We start from the raw sequence: 14,620 nt of genomic DNA, 5'->3' as shown, positions 1-14,620 counted from the left end.
CCCGGCCGCCGGGGAGACCCGAGCGCCCCGCAGCCGCCCGCCGACGAGACGAATGCGCTGACACCATGACCGAGATCCACCTGCCCGGCCACGGCCGGCTCCGGCTGCGCGAGCCCGCCGTCCTGCCCGCCCCGCCCGCCCCCGCCCGCTCGCGGACGGCCTTCGCCGCCGCCCACGTGGTCGCCGACCCGCTGGGCGACAACGCCCCCGGCGCACCCGCCGCCGTCGACTGGGACGCCACCCTCGCCTTCCGCCGACACCTGTGGTCGCTGGGCCTCGGCGTGGCCGACGCGATGGACACCGCCCAGCGCGGCATGGGCCTCGACTGGCCGGCCACCCGCGAGCTGATCACCCGCTCCGGGGCCGAGGCCCGCGCCTGCGGCGGCCTGCTGGCCTGCGGCGTCGGCACCGACCAGCTCGCTCCCGGCCCCCACCCGCTGGACGCCGTCCGCGCCGCCTACGAGGAGCAGCTGACCGTCGTCCAGGAGGCCGGCGCGCAGCCGATCCTGATGGCCAGCCGCGCCCTGGCCGCCGCCGCGCGCGGCCCGGAGGACTACCTGGAGGTCTACGGCAAGCTGATCGCCGCCTGCGAGCGGCCGGTGCTGCTGCACTGGCTCGGCGAGATGTTCGACCCGGCGCTGGCCGGCTACTGGGGCTCCGCCGACCCCGACCCGGCCGCCGCGACCGTGCTGGAGCTGATCGGCGCGCACGCCGACCGGATCGAGGGCATCAAGGTCTCCCTGCTGGACTCCGACCGGGAGATCGCCCTGCGCCGCGCGCTGCCGGCCGGCGTGCGGATGTACACGGGCGACGACTTCCACTACCCCGAGCTGATCCGCGGCGACGAACACGGCCACAGCCACGCCCTGCTGGGCGTCTTCGACCCGATCGCGGCCACCGCCGCGGCGGCGCTGCGGGCGCTCGACGAGGGCGACCTCGACCGCTACGAGGAGCTGTTCGCGCCGACCGTGCCGCTGGCCCGGCACCTGTTCGCCGCGCCGACCTTCCACTACAAGACCGGCGTGGTCTTCCTCGCCTGGCTGGCGGGCCACCAGGACCACTTCACCATGGTGGGCGGCGCGCAGAGCGGACGTTCGGTGCCCCACCTGGTGGAACTGTTCCGGCTCGCGGACGCCGCCGCCGTGCTCCCCGACCCGGATCTCGCGGCCGACCGGATGCGCCGGCTGCTCGCCGTCGCGGGGGTGGCGGCATGAGCGGCGCCGGCGCGGCGAACGGCCTCGCGAGGCTGTCGCTCAACCAGATCACCACCCGGGGCTGGAGCCTTCCGGAGGCCGTGCGGGGCTGCGTGGACGCGGGCATCCCGGCCATCGGGCTCTGGCGCGACAAGGTCGCCGAAACCGGCCTGGCCCGCTCCGCGAAGCTGTGCCGGGACGCCGGACTCGCCGTCAGCAGCCTCTGCCGGGGCGGCTTCCTCACCGCCGACGGCCCCGAGCGGCGCCGGGCCGCGCTCGCCGACAACCTCCAGGCCATCGAGGAGGCCGCCGAACTCGGCACCGACACCCTGGTCCTGGTCGTCGGCGGCCTGCCGGCCGGCAGCCGCGACCTGGTCGGCGCCCGCGCCGCCGTCGCCGACCTGCTCGCCGAACTCGCCACGCACGCGGGCGACTTCGGTGTGCGACTGGCGATCGAGCCACTGCACCCGATGTTCTGCGCCGACCGGGCGGTGGTCTCCACCCTGGCCCAGGCGCTCGACCTCGCCGCCCCGTACCCCGCCCGGCAGGTCGGCGTCGTCGTCGACAGCTACCACGTCTGGTGGGACCCGGCACTGCCCGAGCAGATCGCCCGCGCCGGTCGAGAGGGCCGGATCGCCTCCTACCAGGTGTGCGACTGGACCCTGCCGCTGCCCGCCGACGCCCTGCTCGGCCGGGGCCACGTCGGTGACGGCCACATCGACTTCCGCACCCTCACCGACCTGGTCACCGCCGCCGGGTACGAGGGCTGGATCGAGGTCGAGATCTTCAACCAGGAGATCTGGGACACCCCGGGCGAGCTGACGCTGCGCACCCTGATCGAGCGGCACCTGACGCACCTGGCCTCGCCGTGAGAGTCGTCGTCGCGCCCGACTCCTTCAAGGGCACCGTCACCGCCCGGGACGCCGCCCTGGCGCTGGCCGCCGGCTGGCGCTCGGTGCGGCCGGACGACGAGCTGCTGCTCCGTCCGATGGCCGACGGCGGGGAGGGCACCCTCGACGCGCTCGCGGCCGCCCTCCCCGGCGCCGTCCCGTACCCGGTCCCCGACTGCACCGGCCCCGACGGGGGGCCGGTCACCGGCCGCTACGCGCTGCTGCCGGACGGCACCGCGCTGGTCGAACTCGCCGACACCGGCGGCCTGCCGCTGCTCGGCGGCGCCCTCGCCCCGCTCACCGCCGGCACCCGCGGCACGGGCGAGACCATCGCCGCCGCACTGGACGCCGGCGCGCGGCAGGTGACCGTCGCACTCGGCGGCTCCGCGTCCACCGACGGCGGCGCCGGGCTGCTGGCCGCCCTCGGCCTGCGGCTGCTGGACGACACCGGCGCCGACCTCCCGGACGGCGGCGGCGCCCTCACCCGGGCCGCCCGGCTCGACCGCACCGCCCTGCGCGCCGCCCCGCCCGGCGGCGTCCGGCTGCTGACCGACGTGACCAACCCGCTGCTCGGCCCCACCGGGGCGGCCGCCGTCTACGGGCCGCAGAAGGGTGCCGACCCGGCCCGGATCGCCGTCCTGGAGGCGGGGCTGCGCCGCTTCGCCGACCTGCTCGGGGGCGACCCCGCCCTCCCCGGCTCCGGCGCGGCCGGCGGCACCGCCTACGGCCTGGTGACCGCCTGGGGTGCGCAGGTGGTCCCCGGCGCGGCGGCGGTGGCCGAGCTGACCGGCCTCGACGAAGCCCTCACCGGGGCCGGCCTGGTGATCACCGGCGAGGGCCGCTTCGACCGCACCAGCCTGCTCGGCAAGGCGGTCGGCGAGGTCCTCGCCCGCGCGGAGCGGGCCGCCGTCCCCGCCCGGGTCGTCGCCGGGGAGGCCTCCGACCCCGGCGCGCTCACCCTCACCGGGCTGTCCGGGGACCCGGCCGACGCCCGCCACCGGGCGGCCCACTGGCTCACCGCCGCCGGCGCCCGACTGGCCCGCGCGGCGCCTCCTTTCACCGTCTGACGACGTGGAAGGCCTCCCGCGATCCGGACCACGCGGCCGAGAAGGCCCGCGCCGAGCACCTCCACCCGAGCACCTCCACTCGATCGCCGACGGCGAGGTCATACCGAAGACGCCCACCGTCGTCCCGCCCGGCCCCCACCTCCCAGGAGGAGCTCCCCCCATGACCGCCGCGCCGAACCCCGCCCTGCTCTCCCGCCGCCGCCTGCTGCGACTCGCCGCCATCGGCACCACCGCCCTCACCCTCGGTGCCCTCCCCACCCCCGCCACAGCCGCGGCCGACGCCTACGACACCCTGCGCCTGCGCTGGCTCGACCTGCTCACCGGCACCGGCTTCGACCCGGCCACGGCCCCCTACGCCACCACCCTCGCCGCCCTCGGCGACCGGGCCCGCACCCAGCTCCAGGCCATGGCCCCGACCTCCACGTCCCTCTGGCCGGACCTCCCCCTGGGCACCGCCTCGGCGAACGTCACCGCCTCCCACACCCGCCTGCGCACCCTGGCCATGGCCTGGGCGCAGCCCGGCACCGGTCTGACCGGTGACCAGGCCCTGGCCACCGCGATCACCACCGGCCTGAACCACCTCAACACCACCACCGGCGCCTACACCCCCACGGCCACCGCCTACGGCAACTGGTGGGACTGGCAGATCGGCACCCCGCAGGCCCTCCTCGACACCTGCGTCCTGGCCCACGACCTCCTGCCGCCCACCCGGCTCTCCGCCCTGCTCGCCGCCGTGGACCGCCAGGTCCCCGACTCCCTGGTGTCGAGCTACACGGGCACCAGCACCGGCGGCAACCGGGTGGACCTGTGCCGCGTCCTGGCCCTGCGCGGAGTTCTGGGCCGCACCTCCGCCAAGCTCACCACCGCCACCACCGCGCTCTCCCCGGTCTTCCCGTACGTCCTGGCCGGCGACGGCCTGTACGCCGACGGCTCCTTCGTCCAGCACACCTGGGTGCCGTACACCGGCTCCTACGGGGAGGTGCTGCTCGGTGGCCTGAGCAGGCTCTTCGCCCTGCTGGCCGGTTCCGCCTGGCAGATCTCCGACCCGTCCCGGCAGAACGTCTTCGACGCCGTCACCGACGCCTACGCGCCCTTCCTCTACAACGGCCTGGTGATGGACGCCGTGAGCGGGCGGGCCGTCAGCCGGGGCCGCCAGAGCGGCGACCAGCTCCAGCTCCAGCAGGACGACCACGTCCGGGGCCACACCCTGATCGGCCACATCCTGCGCCTCGCCGACTCCGGCGCCGCCCCGGCCGCCCAGTCCGCCGCCTGGCGCTCCGCCGTGAAGGGCTGGCTCACCCGTGACCACTACCTGCCCTACCTCTCCAACGCCTACCTCGACGTCCCCGAGCTCGCCCGTGCCCAGGCCCTCCTGAACTCCGCCACCGCCGCCGCCCCCGAGCCGCTCGGCGCCCGGGTGTTCGCGATGGACCGCGCCGTGGTCCGCCGCTCCGGCTGGGCCGCCTCGCTCAGCCTCTGCTCCGCCCGCACCACCTTCTACGAGACCGGCAACGGCGAGCACCTGCGCGGCTGGCACACCAACAACGGCATGCTCTCCTGGTGGGGTGCCACCTTTGGCAACGGCCAGTACTCGGACGCCTTCTGGCCCACCGTGGACCCGTACCGCCTGCCCGGCACCACCGTCTCCGCCAAGCCGCTCGCCGACGCCGCCGGCGGCACCTGGGGCGCACCCCGCCCGGACTCCACCTGGGCCGGCGGCGCCACCGACGGCACCTACGCCGCCGTCGGCCAGGACCTGCGCGGCCTCTCCTCCACCCTGACCGGACGCAAGTCCTGGTTCCTGCTGGACGATGCGGTGGTCTGCCTCGGCGCGGGCATCAGCTGCACCGACGGCACCCCGGTGGAGACCGTCGTCGACAACCGCAACCTCGGCCCCGCCGGCACCCACGCCCTCACCGTGGACGGTGCCGCCCAGCCCACCACCCTCGGCTGGTCCCAGCGCCTCGACGGCGCCCGCGCCGTCGCCGTCGCGGGCTTCGGCGGCTACGTCCTGCCCGCCGGCACCACCCTGCGGGCGAAGCGCGAGGCCCGCACCGGCAGTTGGCACGACATCAACACCGGCGGCTCCACCGAGCAGCTCACCCGCCGCTACCTCACCCTCTGGTTCGACCACGGCACCAACCCCACCGACGCCGGGTACGAGTACCAGGTGCTGCCCGGCGCGACCGCCGCGGCCACCGCGGCCCGGGCGGCCGCCCCCACCGTCACCACCCTCGCCAACTCCCGTACGGTCCAGGCGATATCCGACTCCGCCTCGGGTGTCACCGCCGCCAACTTCTTCGCCGCCGGCACGGCCGGGCCGCTCACCGCCTCCGCCCCCTGCTCGGTGCTGGTCCGCGACACCGACAGCACCCGCACCGTCACCGTCGCCGACCCCTCCCGCCGGGCCGCCACCGTCACGCTCACCCTCGCCGGCACGGGCCGCCCCACCGAGGCCGCCGAAGGCGTCAGTGCGCTCTCCACCGAGGGCGCGGTGACCCTCCTGGTGGAGCTCGGCGGCACCCAGGGCGCCGGCCGCACCATCACCCTCACCACCGCCTCCGGCGCCCCGGCGACCGCCACCGCGACCCTGCTCGACCCCACCCAGGACAGCTACGTCCGCGACGGCTCCTACGCCACCACCAACTACGGCACCGCCACCACCCTGACGGTCAAGAACACCAACACCACCGACAGCGGCTTCAGCCGGCGCGCCCTCCTCACCTTCGACACCACCGCCGTCCCCGGCACCGTCCGCCGCGCCGTCCTCTGGGTCCACGGCGCGGTCGCCGACTCCGGGGGCACCCTCGCCACCCTCCAGGCCTTCACCACCGCCCCCACCCCCTGGACCGAACCCGCCGTCACCTGGGCCAACGCCCCCGGCCTGGCCCAACCCCTCGGCACCGGCCGGATCTCCACCACACCCGACTGGATCCCCCTCGACGTCACCCCCGCCGTCACCCCGGGCAACCCCTCCCTCACCCTGGCCCTCTTCCAGCCCCTCGCCACCGTCGGCCTCGCCGTCAACCTCGACGCCCGCAGCCACACCACCTTCCACCCCGTCCTGGAGGTGATCACCTCCTGACCGGCCACCGCCGCACCATCGGGTCGCGGGACCGGGCGCATCCATGGACGACGAGACGCCGCTGCGGGGCCGGGTCTACGGAACCGACCACGACGACCCCGTCCCCGGGCACGTGTACCGCGAGCGTGTCGGTGGTCCGCTCGACGGCCTCTCCTGGACGTCACCGCCTGGGACGCCGACCGGCTTGCCGGCGGCGCCGCGCTCGCCACCGAGATCGGTCGGTACGGCGCCGGCGGCCCCGGGGCCACACGACCGCGAGGTCAGCCGAGAACCCCGCCACCGGGTCCCACATCGCGTCAGTTGGCATCGTGGCGGTGGCGGTGGTGAGGTTGCCGGAGAAGTCAGTCGTCCGCGTCCGCGAAGGCCGGATCCCACGCGGTCGGGGCCCCGGAGGCCACGGTCCGCCTGGTGCCATTCGACCCTCGGGCATCCGCCCGACTGCTTCTTGACGCGCTGGACCACCGCCAGGCCGTCCAGATGGCGGCTGAACTGCTCGAACTCCCGAAGCGCGAGGCCGAGTCCCAGGCCCGATGAACAATCGATCAGCGCGTGCGGCGTCCGGCACCAGCCGGGTGCCGCACGCGTTTCCAAGGTTCCACCCCACCGCCGACAGATCACCAGCGGATAGCGCCACCCCCGCCGGGGCATAGCCAGAACCAGACCCACCAGGGGAAGGAGACCAGCAGGATGTCGTGGCGGGATGCGGTACAGCCGGCGTTGAGGGTGGTGCTGCAAAGGGAGGCCTACCCGGACCCCTACCTGGAGCTGCTGCGCGTTGGCGTGGAGCACCAGGACGTCGCCGAGGACATCGTTCTGACGCTGGCGGTGGACGGGGCGCTCGTCACCGGGACCGTGATCCCGACCGCGGAATGGGAGGACCTGTACGTCCGACAGGTAGCGGAAGCCGACTATTACGGGATGCGGAAGGTCGTGCGGGAGGTGATCGGGCACCTGGACCAGGCCGTCGAGGGCGGGCGTCGCCGCAGGGCGGCCGACCCACGCTTCCTGCACCTGAAAGACGTCACCGTCCGCTCGGGGCGGAGCGCCCGGAGGCTGTCGGCCTGGCGGGGGCCGCTCGCGGCCGTCGGTGGCTGGAGCCTGGGCGAGCCGGACGAATGCTGAGGGTCCCGTCGGGCGCGCGCGACCGACAGGTACGGATCGTCGCCGGGTGCCGTTCGTCAGCTGCGGCGACTCAGGAAGCCCCTGCCGGGTCTACGTGGCGACGACCGGCGAGGCCGAGGCCGGCGGCGTACCAGTCGACGTGGGTGGCGACGGCGGCGAAGACGCCGGGCCACGTCTCCTCCTGGAGGATTGCCCGGAGCAGCAATTCGCGGACATCGGCGAGGTAGGCGTCGAGGCGGTGGCCGGTGCGGGTGAGTACCGCGCCCGCCGACCGGGACCTGGGCCGCCCGATCCTGGATTCCCCGCTGGTGCGCGGCGCGATGTGGCTGCGCTGGACCGGCCACGACGGCATCCGCACCCTCCACCAGGGCGCCGACCCGGCCCGCGGCTGGACCGAGCGCGACGTCGACGGCCTGGACGGCTGGGTGGCCCTGGTCGACGGCCGGATCGTCCTCGCCGCCCGCCCCGGAGGCGGCCTGCCGGAGCCCGTCGTCCACGCCGAGGCCTGGCAGGCCGGCGCGACGCTGCACGCCGCCCTCGCCCAGCACCCCGCCGACCAGGACGAAGAGGATGAGGGGGACGGGTACGAGGGCGACGACCAGGAGCACGGGCTGCTCGGCGGCATCCGCCACCGGGTCCGTCGCTGGGCGGCCGGGATGACCCGGGAGGACCTCCAGCAGGCCCTGCACCGGGCCCGGGTCGACGAGCGCGCCGCCGACCGGTACGCCGACGCCGGCCACGAGGCCGCCTACGCCACCGCGGACACCATCCGCGCCGAGTGGCAGCGCGTGCGCGACCACACCGTCGAGACCGGGGCCGAACGCTACGACCCCGACCACGACACCGCCCTCCAACACGCGCTGCGCCGCGAGCGCCACCGGCGCGACGTCGCCGACTGCGCCCGCGAGGCCGCCCACCGAGCCGGCCGCCCCGCCGCCTGCTCGCCGCCGAGTGCATCTGCCTGGGCCGCCGCCCGGCACTGGGGCCCTGCCTGTTGAGGCGCCAGCCGCCCGGTACCAAGGCCTCGTCCGCTGGCGCTGCCTGCTGTGCCTTTCCCGGTCCGCCGCCTGCTGTGCCGGGCTCGCCCAGCCTTCAGCGGCCGCCGGACCACCCCGCCGCTCGGCCCGTCGGCCGCCGTCGCCTGGTGGCTGGTGGATTCGTCACGGGCCGGGTGGTGGATCGTCGTGTGGTCCCGCTGCTGCGGTGTCGTCTTGGACAGCGCTGTTCCAGGCGTGCTGGTAGGTGGTGAGGGCAGCTCGTAGGCGCCGGCCTTGGGGGGTGTCGGGCAGGCGGAGCCGGCCGCGGCGACTGGCGAGGTCGGCGGTTGCCTGGCGGGCGGCGGGGAGGACCGTGGTGCTGCCGGCGGCCAGGGCTGCGCTGTGCCAGTAGAGCTGTCGGTCGACGGCTTTCGACAGGCCGGACGTCGGGTCGCCGATGAGCGCCTGGGCGGCGGTGGCGAGTTCGGCTTCGGCGGCCGCGAACGTGTCGTGGTTGTCGGGTGTCGGTGCGGGCACCACCGCGGTGTCGGCCCGCCCGCCGTCGGCGACAGGCTCGTCCCCGGCGTCCGTCTGCCGCCGCGTCCCGCCGCTGTGGGGCGGGGCTGTCCCGCTCTGGCCGGGGCGGGGGCTGTGGTCGGAGCCTTCGTCGTGGCCCTGGCCGCCGTCCGGACCGGCTGGAGGGACCGGAATGAACGTCCCGGGCCAGCGTACTTAGACACCACCGCGGGGACGGTTCCTGCTATTGTCACGCCCCTAGACTTTGAACGTGTTCAATATTGGGGGGCGAGTGGATACGTCGGGCGTGTGTCGGCCGGTGCCGCGGGCGGCACGGGTTCTGGTGGTACTGGCGATGCTGTGCACGGCACCAGCACTGGTCTGGGCGGCCGCCAGCGGCGGGACCTTCCTCGACGGTCCGCTCATGCTCGGTTCACTGGTAACACCCGTACCCCTTCTCGCGCGGAGTGCGGACAACTTTCGGGCAGCTTGCCGGGTCACCGGCTGGGGGGTGCTCGCGCTCTCGGCTGTCGGCTTCCTCTTCGGCCTCTTCGTGCTGGCGCCGGTGGGCATCGTTCTGCTCGCCGCGGCAAGCCGGTCGCGTCCCGGGTCCCGCCGCCTCCCGCTGCTGGTCGGCACCCTGGTGCCGGTGGTGACCCTCGGCCTTGCCGGCTGGGTGTTCGGCCCGTTGCTGATCGGCCCGTACTTCAGGGAGCCGGACGCTTTCCTCGCCACCGTTCGTGAGGGCAGTTCACTCCTTGGCCCGTCGCTTCCGGCGGAGCTCCTGGTCGACGGCTCAGGCCTCGGCCACGGTGCCACAAGCGTCAGTGTGGGGCAGACCGGCGGAGTGCCGGGCGGCACGCTCACGGTCGTCTTCGCCCCTCGCACTCCCGCCGCCGATCTGGCCGTCCTGCGGCAGAGGATCGCGGGCCTGCCGGGCGTCAGCGATGTCAGGCTCTGCAACCCACCCGCCCACAACTGCCGCTGACCGGGAACCGGACCCGCCGCCCGGTTGGCCGCTGCCGCTTGCCCGCGCGCCGGCCGCCCGCCCCGGGCACCGAGCGGGTGCGGACGGTCCGTTCTGCACCAGGTCCTCGATCCGGGCGGCACCGGGCCGGGGCTGCGGCCAACGGCTCGTCGACGGCGGGGTTCTCCTCGGCTGCCGGCAGCTGGTCGACTCCCGCGTCGCCCCGATCGGCGTCCAGCTCGTCTGAGCTTGACTCTGTCGGGGATCTTGGTGTTCGGCTGTCGGTGAGCATGGTGGTGCGCCAGTCTCGCGGGTGTACAACGCCCGCGAGATTCCCAAGGAGTGCAGATGTCGATCCGTCCCCGTCCGGGTGACGAGGTCCCGGAGTTGACGGCGAGGATGGCGCGGGCCAGCAACCCGGGTGGCACGACGGCAATGTGGGTGCGGGACCGGCTCGACGGCTTGTGGCGGGACGAGGACTTCGCCGACTGGTACCCGCGCGACGGGCGCCGGGGGCTCTCGCCCGCGCAGTTGGCCACGGTGAGCGTGCTGCAGTTCCTGCTGGGCCTGTCCGACCGTGATGCCGCCGAGGCTGTACGCTGCCGGATCGACTTCAAGTACGCGCTCGGCCTGGAACTCGACGACCCCGGTTTCCATCACAGCGTGCTCGGTGACTTCCGCGACCGCGTGCTGGAGGGTGGCCGCACCGACCGCCTCCTCGATCTCGTTCTGGCCCGATTGAAGGAGGCCGGGCTGGTCCGGGAGCGCACCACTCAGCGCACCGACTCCACCCACGTCCTGGCCAGCATCCGGGACTTGACCCGCCTCGAACTGGTCACCGAAGCCGTGCGCGCGGCCCTGGAGGACCTCGCCCGCACCGCCGACCACACGCTGGACGGCCTGGTCGAGGAGGACTGGGGCCGCCGCTACGGCCGACCGGTGCGCCTGGGCAAAAACCCCACCCGGCCCAAGACCCGGATCGCCACCACCGGCGAAGACGCCCGCCGCCTGCTCGAACACCTCAGCCGGCACCATCCCGGCCTGCTCGGCCGCCCCCAGGTCCAGGTCCTGCGACAGGTCCTGGTGCAAAACTACTACTGGGATCCCGCCGGCCGCCTGCGCTGGCGCGACGACGCCGATGCCGACGGCCCGGGCCTACCGCCCTCGGCTGACCGGATCGTCTCGCCCTACGACCCGACCGCCCGCTATGCACGCCGCGGGCAGGTCACCCGCTGGACGGGGTTCCTCGCCCATGTGACCGAGACCTGCTCCGACGACGGCCCCAACGTGATCACCGACGTGGCCACCATGTCGGCCACCAGCGCCGACACCGAGGTCCTGCCCGGCATCCACACCCGGTTGGAAAGCCGGAGCCTGCGGCCCGACCAGCACCTGGTCGACGGCGGCTACACCTCCCTGCCCCACCTGGAACAGGCGGAACGCGAACACCGGATCACCCTCGTCGGACCGCTGCCGGGCAACCCCACCCGACAGCACCGCCGGGGCGACCAACTACTACGGCAGCACCGTGGTCAACGGCGACATGAGCGGCGGGGTCGCCTCCACTGGCGACTTCAACACCATCAACGCGGGCAACGGCATCGACACCCAGGAGCTCACCCGCCTGATCCACGGCCTACGCGAGGTCGCCCCGCAACTCGAACTCGACCCGATCGACGCCGAGGACTTCGAGGCCGAGGTCGTGGCCCTCGAGCGCGACGGCGCTGACCCCGAGCAAGGCGGCCGTATCTGGCGCAGGATCATGCGCCTGGCTGGCCCCGCGCTCACCACTGCCGTCGCCACCGGCGCCGGCCAGCGGCTCGTAGAACTCGGCGCGAGCCTCTACAGCTGACCTGCCTGGACACGAAGGGGCACCGACCGCCGACGGCGGTTTCTAGCAGTCGGTGCCCCTTCGTGGTTGTGGGTGCCGAGCCTCTGCCCGCCTCTACGAAGCGGGAGCGTCTCCGTCCCAGCCGATCCGGGTGGCAGGACCGGCTCCTGCACGCCAAGCGCTACCCGCCCAAGGACTGCACCAGGTGCAGACACGCGGTAGCCGGGGGTGCCTGCCGCAGTGTTGGGAACGCGGGGTCGCGGTGCCAGCGTGATCGCTACTCTGAGGGCAGTTCTCTGGACCGGAAAGGGGCCGCTGTGCCCAGTCGAATGAAGGCTGTCATCGGCGCCGTGGTCGTCGGCATGGCCAGTGTGCTGGTCCAAGCCGCCAGGAAGCGGTACGACGCCGTGGAGATTGAGGCAGACGAACCGCCTGCCAGGCTTCTGACACCGGCGGAACGCGAGTTCGACGCCATGGTGGACGAGGTCGCCGACGGCATGAGGAGCGTCAAGAAGGTCTTGACGCACGGCTTCAACGTGACAGCGGAGTTCTGGAGCGGTTCCCGGAAGCAAACTTGGCACGCGGACTACGAGTTCGACAGCGAGACGGGCAACTACAAGTGGTCGTGCCCCTACCCGAGCGCGGGCGAGCCGCGGAGGTTCGGCGACGAGGTCCGACGGCGAATCAGGGGAGAAGGGTCGGAGTACTGGTAGTCGGATCTATCCCGGGAGGGCAGAGCGGCCGACCGTGCTGCCACCACGCACCGGTGTGCAGCTGAGGGCCGGCCCCTGCAGGGGCCGGCCCTCAGCTGCACACCGGTTTGTCAGTCCTGGTTGCGCAGCGAACCGATGATGACGCCGTCTCGGCTGCGGCGCCAAGCGGTCCAGCCGTCAGCAGCGGTGTGAGCGGCGGCTACGGCCGCTCCGGAGGGAGTCCGGTACGCCTTGCCATCGAACTGCAGCCAGCCGTTGGGCAGGACGGTAGCGAGATGCTTCACGCCCAGGCGGGGACGTGACCAGTAGAGCTCCTCGCCAGCTACGAGGTCGCCCCTTTCCAACATTGGCGCCAGGCCGCCCGGTGTGGTGCTGGTAGCACTGTCAGAGCCGTCCTCGGCAACGCGGATGTCGATGTGGATGTCGTCGCCTACAGTCTTGGTTTCGACCGTGGCGTTAGGCAGTGAGACGCGGATGACTACGGTCACTTTGGAGCCCCCCTAATCTTGATCTTTCACTTCTCAGAATAGTACCACCTTGATCTGAGGGGGCGTCGTATGTGACCTGTTGGGGGATGTGGGCGTGAAATGGCCTTTCTCGCTGGGTTGTCTGGACCTTTGGTTGTGCCTGTCGGGGCGGTGGCGGGGTGGGTGTTCGGGGCGGGAAGCGGTGACTGTGTGTGGGTGTTGGATGAGATTGGAGGTGGGGTCGGGTCGGTTGGGGGTGGTTCGGCGGTGCGGGTATTTTTTCGGGCGATGAATTTCGCCGGATATTCCGCCTGGTTGTTTTGGTGGCTTGGCTTCCGGGTGGTGGTCTGAATTCGGGTCGAATTTGCGGGGCGGGGGGCGTCCGGGCCCTTCCCGCCCTTCCCGCCGTCCGGGTCGTGTCCGCCGCTGCGCCCCTCTCTGGGCGGCTGGGTGGCCGTCAGGCCGCCCAGGAGGCTGCCCTGGTGGTCCTGGGAGGACATTCAGGCTCCGTCTGGGGCGGGTGGGTTCTGTCGCATGAGGTGGTGACGCGGCAGATGTCAGGTTTCCCCTGTTGCGGTTGGGACGCGACGGTTCCTGGGACCGTGCGGCTGACGGGTTCGTAGGGTGTGGGCTGGGTTCAGGGCAGGGAGGGCAGTGGCTGGTGGATGTGTGGGGGATGGCGTCGTGGTCGTCGTGGGTGGGGCTGGAGGAGGCGAGGTTGGCGGTGCCGCGTTTGCCGGGGGTGTACATGGCTCGGTCGGGGCTGGAGGACCGGGTGGTGTACGTCGGCTGCGCCGCGGAGCGGCGAGGGACGAGCTCGCGGCCGCCCCAGGGCATGAGAGGGCGGATCGCGAAGTACACCGGCGGATTGGCGTCGGGGCTGGGCGAGGCGGCGCTGGACCGCGCTCTGGCCGATCCGCACTGGCTGCGCGAGCGCCTGGTCGAAGTCGAGGCCGGCCAGCCGATGAGGGCCGCACACTGGGCCAAGGCCGCGATCGTGCGGGCTGAACTGGAGCTGTGCTGGGCGGTCACGGGCACCGGCGAGGAGGCCGTGGAGCTAGAGGAACGGGTGATCGCAGCACTGCACCCGTTTCTCTGGAATCGGCGAGGCCCGCGCTCCTAGTGGGGTGCAACGCGGGGCCGTGTTGCGGGTCTGACCAGGTGCTATGCGGCTGTGGGCGAGGCGGGTGGGCGTGTTGCACCTCGTGTTGCACCGGGTGGCGCCCGGTTGGCCGGCCTCGACGTCTCGCCCGCGTCGCCCCTGCCGCGCTCCGCTGCCGGGCCGGCCCTGGTCGTCGTCCTGGTCGGCTGTCAGGCCGTCCCGCTGTGCCCGTGCCCGTCCTGGTCCGGTGTTCGGTTTGGTGTCGTCACTCCGGGAATTGCCAGGGTGGCGCTGGGCGGGATTTCCTGGGCGACCTGGAAGGGCGGTCGCCGTGTCGGAGGCTGGGGCCATGGGCCCCTTTCTGGCGTGCCTTAATTCGATTACTTGCCGCTGCGCTCCGAAAGGGTTTAGGAGTGTCGACCGAAAGGGAGTGGAAGGTAATTCGGATTTCCGCCGTGAGTTCGGCCGGATAGAGCCGGGATGGACGGTCACCGCGAGGTTGTCTGTTCGCTTCCGGCGCCCGCCCGGGAACCGGTACGATAGAGCTGCAAGGAAGTCAGGGAAACGTTGCCGGATTTGGTTCGGATCCCGGTCGGGAGTCTGCGGTTGAGGGCCCGTCAGTCACCGCAGTGCGGGGCGCCCGTGAGGGCCCGCCACAGGGGCGGGGGAGCCCGAGCCCGAGCCCGAGCC

14 protein-coding genes and 1 pseudogene are annotated in these 14,620 nt (G+C 73.3%); 12 read left to right on the top strand and 3 right to left on the bottom strand.

All coding sequences use genetic code 11. From position 1 onward, the window contains the following. Positions 1–65: 65 nt before the first annotated feature. The 7 genes and pseudogenes from AMK13_RS37765 to AMK13_RS37740 all read left to right on the top strand — a co-directional run bounded on the left by AMK13_RS37765 (position 66) and on the right by AMK13_RS37740 (position 7,357). Positions 66–1,214 (top strand): dihydrodipicolinate synthase family protein, encoded by a 1,149-nt coding sequence (locus AMK13_RS37765; protein ID WP_074006085.1) that lies wholly within the window; start codon positions 66–68, stop codon positions 1,212–1,214. Next, a complete protein-coding gene (locus AMK13_RS37760) occupies positions 1,211–2,065 on the top strand; it encodes a sugar phosphate isomerase/epimerase family protein (protein ID WP_049660487.1) in 855 nt (284 codons plus the stop codon). Before AMK13_RS37765 ends, AMK13_RS37760 begins: the two co-directional genes overlap by 4 nt. Next, a complete protein-coding gene (locus tag AMK13_RS37755) occupies positions 2,062–3,150 on the top strand; it encodes a glycerate kinase (RefSeq protein WP_074006084.1) in 1,089 nt (362 codons plus the stop codon). The genes AMK13_RS37760 and AMK13_RS37755 overlap by 4 nt, the downstream gene beginning before the upstream one ends. Positions 3,151–3,310: 160 nt before the next feature. Then, on the top strand, positions 3,311–6,235 hold the full coding sequence (locus AMK13_RS37750) for a polysaccharide lyase family 8 super-sandwich domain-containing protein (RefSeq protein ID WP_074006083.1): 2,925 nt from the start codon (positions 3,311–3,313) through the stop codon (positions 6,233–6,235). 43 nt (positions 6,236–6,278) lie between these two features. Beyond that, a pseudogene (locus AMK13_RS45575) lies at positions 6,279–6,562 on the top strand (hypothetical protein). 81 nt (positions 6,563–6,643) lie between these two features. Continuing rightward, positions 6,644–6,769: a hypothetical protein gene (locus tag AMK13_RS46215; RefSeq protein ID WP_274538712.1), complete on the top strand. Its 126-nt coding sequence runs from the start codon at positions 6,644–6,646 to the stop codon at positions 6,767–6,769. A gap of 153 nt (positions 6,770–6,922) precedes the next feature. Further along, positions 6,923–7,357, top strand: coding sequence for a hypothetical protein (locus AMK13_RS37740; protein WP_074006082.1), 435 nt, complete (start codon positions 6,923–6,925; stop codon positions 7,355–7,357). A gap of 70 nt (positions 7,358–7,427) precedes the next feature. Here AMK13_RS37740 and AMK13_RS46210 read toward each other — a convergent pair whose 3' ends face one another. Beyond that, positions 7,428–7,562 carry a hypothetical protein gene (locus AMK13_RS46210; RefSeq protein ID WP_274538711.1) on the bottom strand — a complete coding sequence of 45 codons (135 nt, stop codon included), beginning with the start codon at positions 7,560–7,562 and terminating at the stop codon, positions 7,428–7,430. Between the two features lie 46 nt (positions 7,563–7,608). Here AMK13_RS46210 and AMK13_RS37735 point away from each other — a divergent pair, with 46 nt between their 5' ends. Further along, positions 7,609–8,355: a hypothetical protein gene (locus tag AMK13_RS37735; protein ID WP_158077796.1), complete on the top strand. Its 747-nt coding sequence runs from the start codon at positions 7,609–7,611 to the stop codon at positions 8,353–8,355. Positions 8,356–8,517: 162 nt separating this feature from the next. Here AMK13_RS37735 and AMK13_RS37730 read toward each other — a convergent pair whose 3' ends face one another. Further along, entirely contained in the window at positions 8,518–8,871 is a 354-nt protein-coding gene (locus AMK13_RS37730) for a hypothetical protein (protein WP_143204735.1), read from the bottom strand. A gap of 250 nt (positions 8,872–9,121) precedes the next feature. Between AMK13_RS37730 and AMK13_RS37725 the strand changes: the two genes are divergently transcribed. The 3 genes from AMK13_RS37725 (at position 9,122) to AMK13_RS37715 (ending at position 12,361) form a co-directional block, all read left to right on the top strand. Beyond that, positions 9,122–9,838, top strand: a complete 717-nt coding sequence (locus AMK13_RS37725; RefSeq protein ID WP_143204734.1) for a hypothetical protein — start codon at positions 9,122–9,124, stop codon at positions 9,836–9,838. Between the two features lie 327 nt (positions 9,839–10,165). Continuing rightward, positions 10,166–11,545: a transposase gene (locus AMK13_RS37720; protein ID WP_241853205.1), complete on the top strand. Its 1,380-nt coding sequence runs from the start codon at positions 10,166–10,168 to the stop codon at positions 11,543–11,545. A 432-nt stretch (positions 11,546–11,977) separates the two neighbouring features. After that, positions 11,978–12,361 carry a hypothetical protein gene (locus tag AMK13_RS37715; protein ID WP_074006078.1) on the top strand — a complete coding sequence of 128 codons (384 nt, stop codon included), beginning with the start codon at positions 11,978–11,980 and terminating at the stop codon, positions 12,359–12,361. A gap of 110 nt (positions 12,362–12,471) precedes the next feature. On the opposite strand, the gene AMK13_RS37710 is transcribed toward AMK13_RS37715, so the two are convergent. After that, a complete protein-coding gene (locus AMK13_RS37710) occupies positions 12,472–12,849 on the bottom strand; it encodes a hypothetical protein (RefSeq protein ID WP_074006077.1) in 378 nt (125 codons plus the stop codon). 640 nt (positions 12,850–13,489) lie between these two features. Between AMK13_RS37710 and AMK13_RS37705 the strand changes: the two genes are divergently transcribed. Further along, positions 13,490–13,951 carry a hypothetical protein gene (locus tag AMK13_RS37705; RefSeq protein ID WP_198959511.1) on the top strand — a complete coding sequence of 154 codons (462 nt, stop codon included), beginning with the start codon at positions 13,490–13,492 and terminating at the stop codon, positions 13,949–13,951. Positions 13,952–14,620: the final 669 nt, after the last annotated feature.

This window comes from Streptomyces sp. CB02056, assembly GCF_001905545.1.
Lineage (GTDB): Bacteria > Actinomycetota > Actinomycetes > Streptomycetales > Streptomycetaceae > Kitasatospora.
Note: the sequence above shows the minus strand (reverse complement) of the source record. Positions and strands in the feature narration are given on the sequence as shown.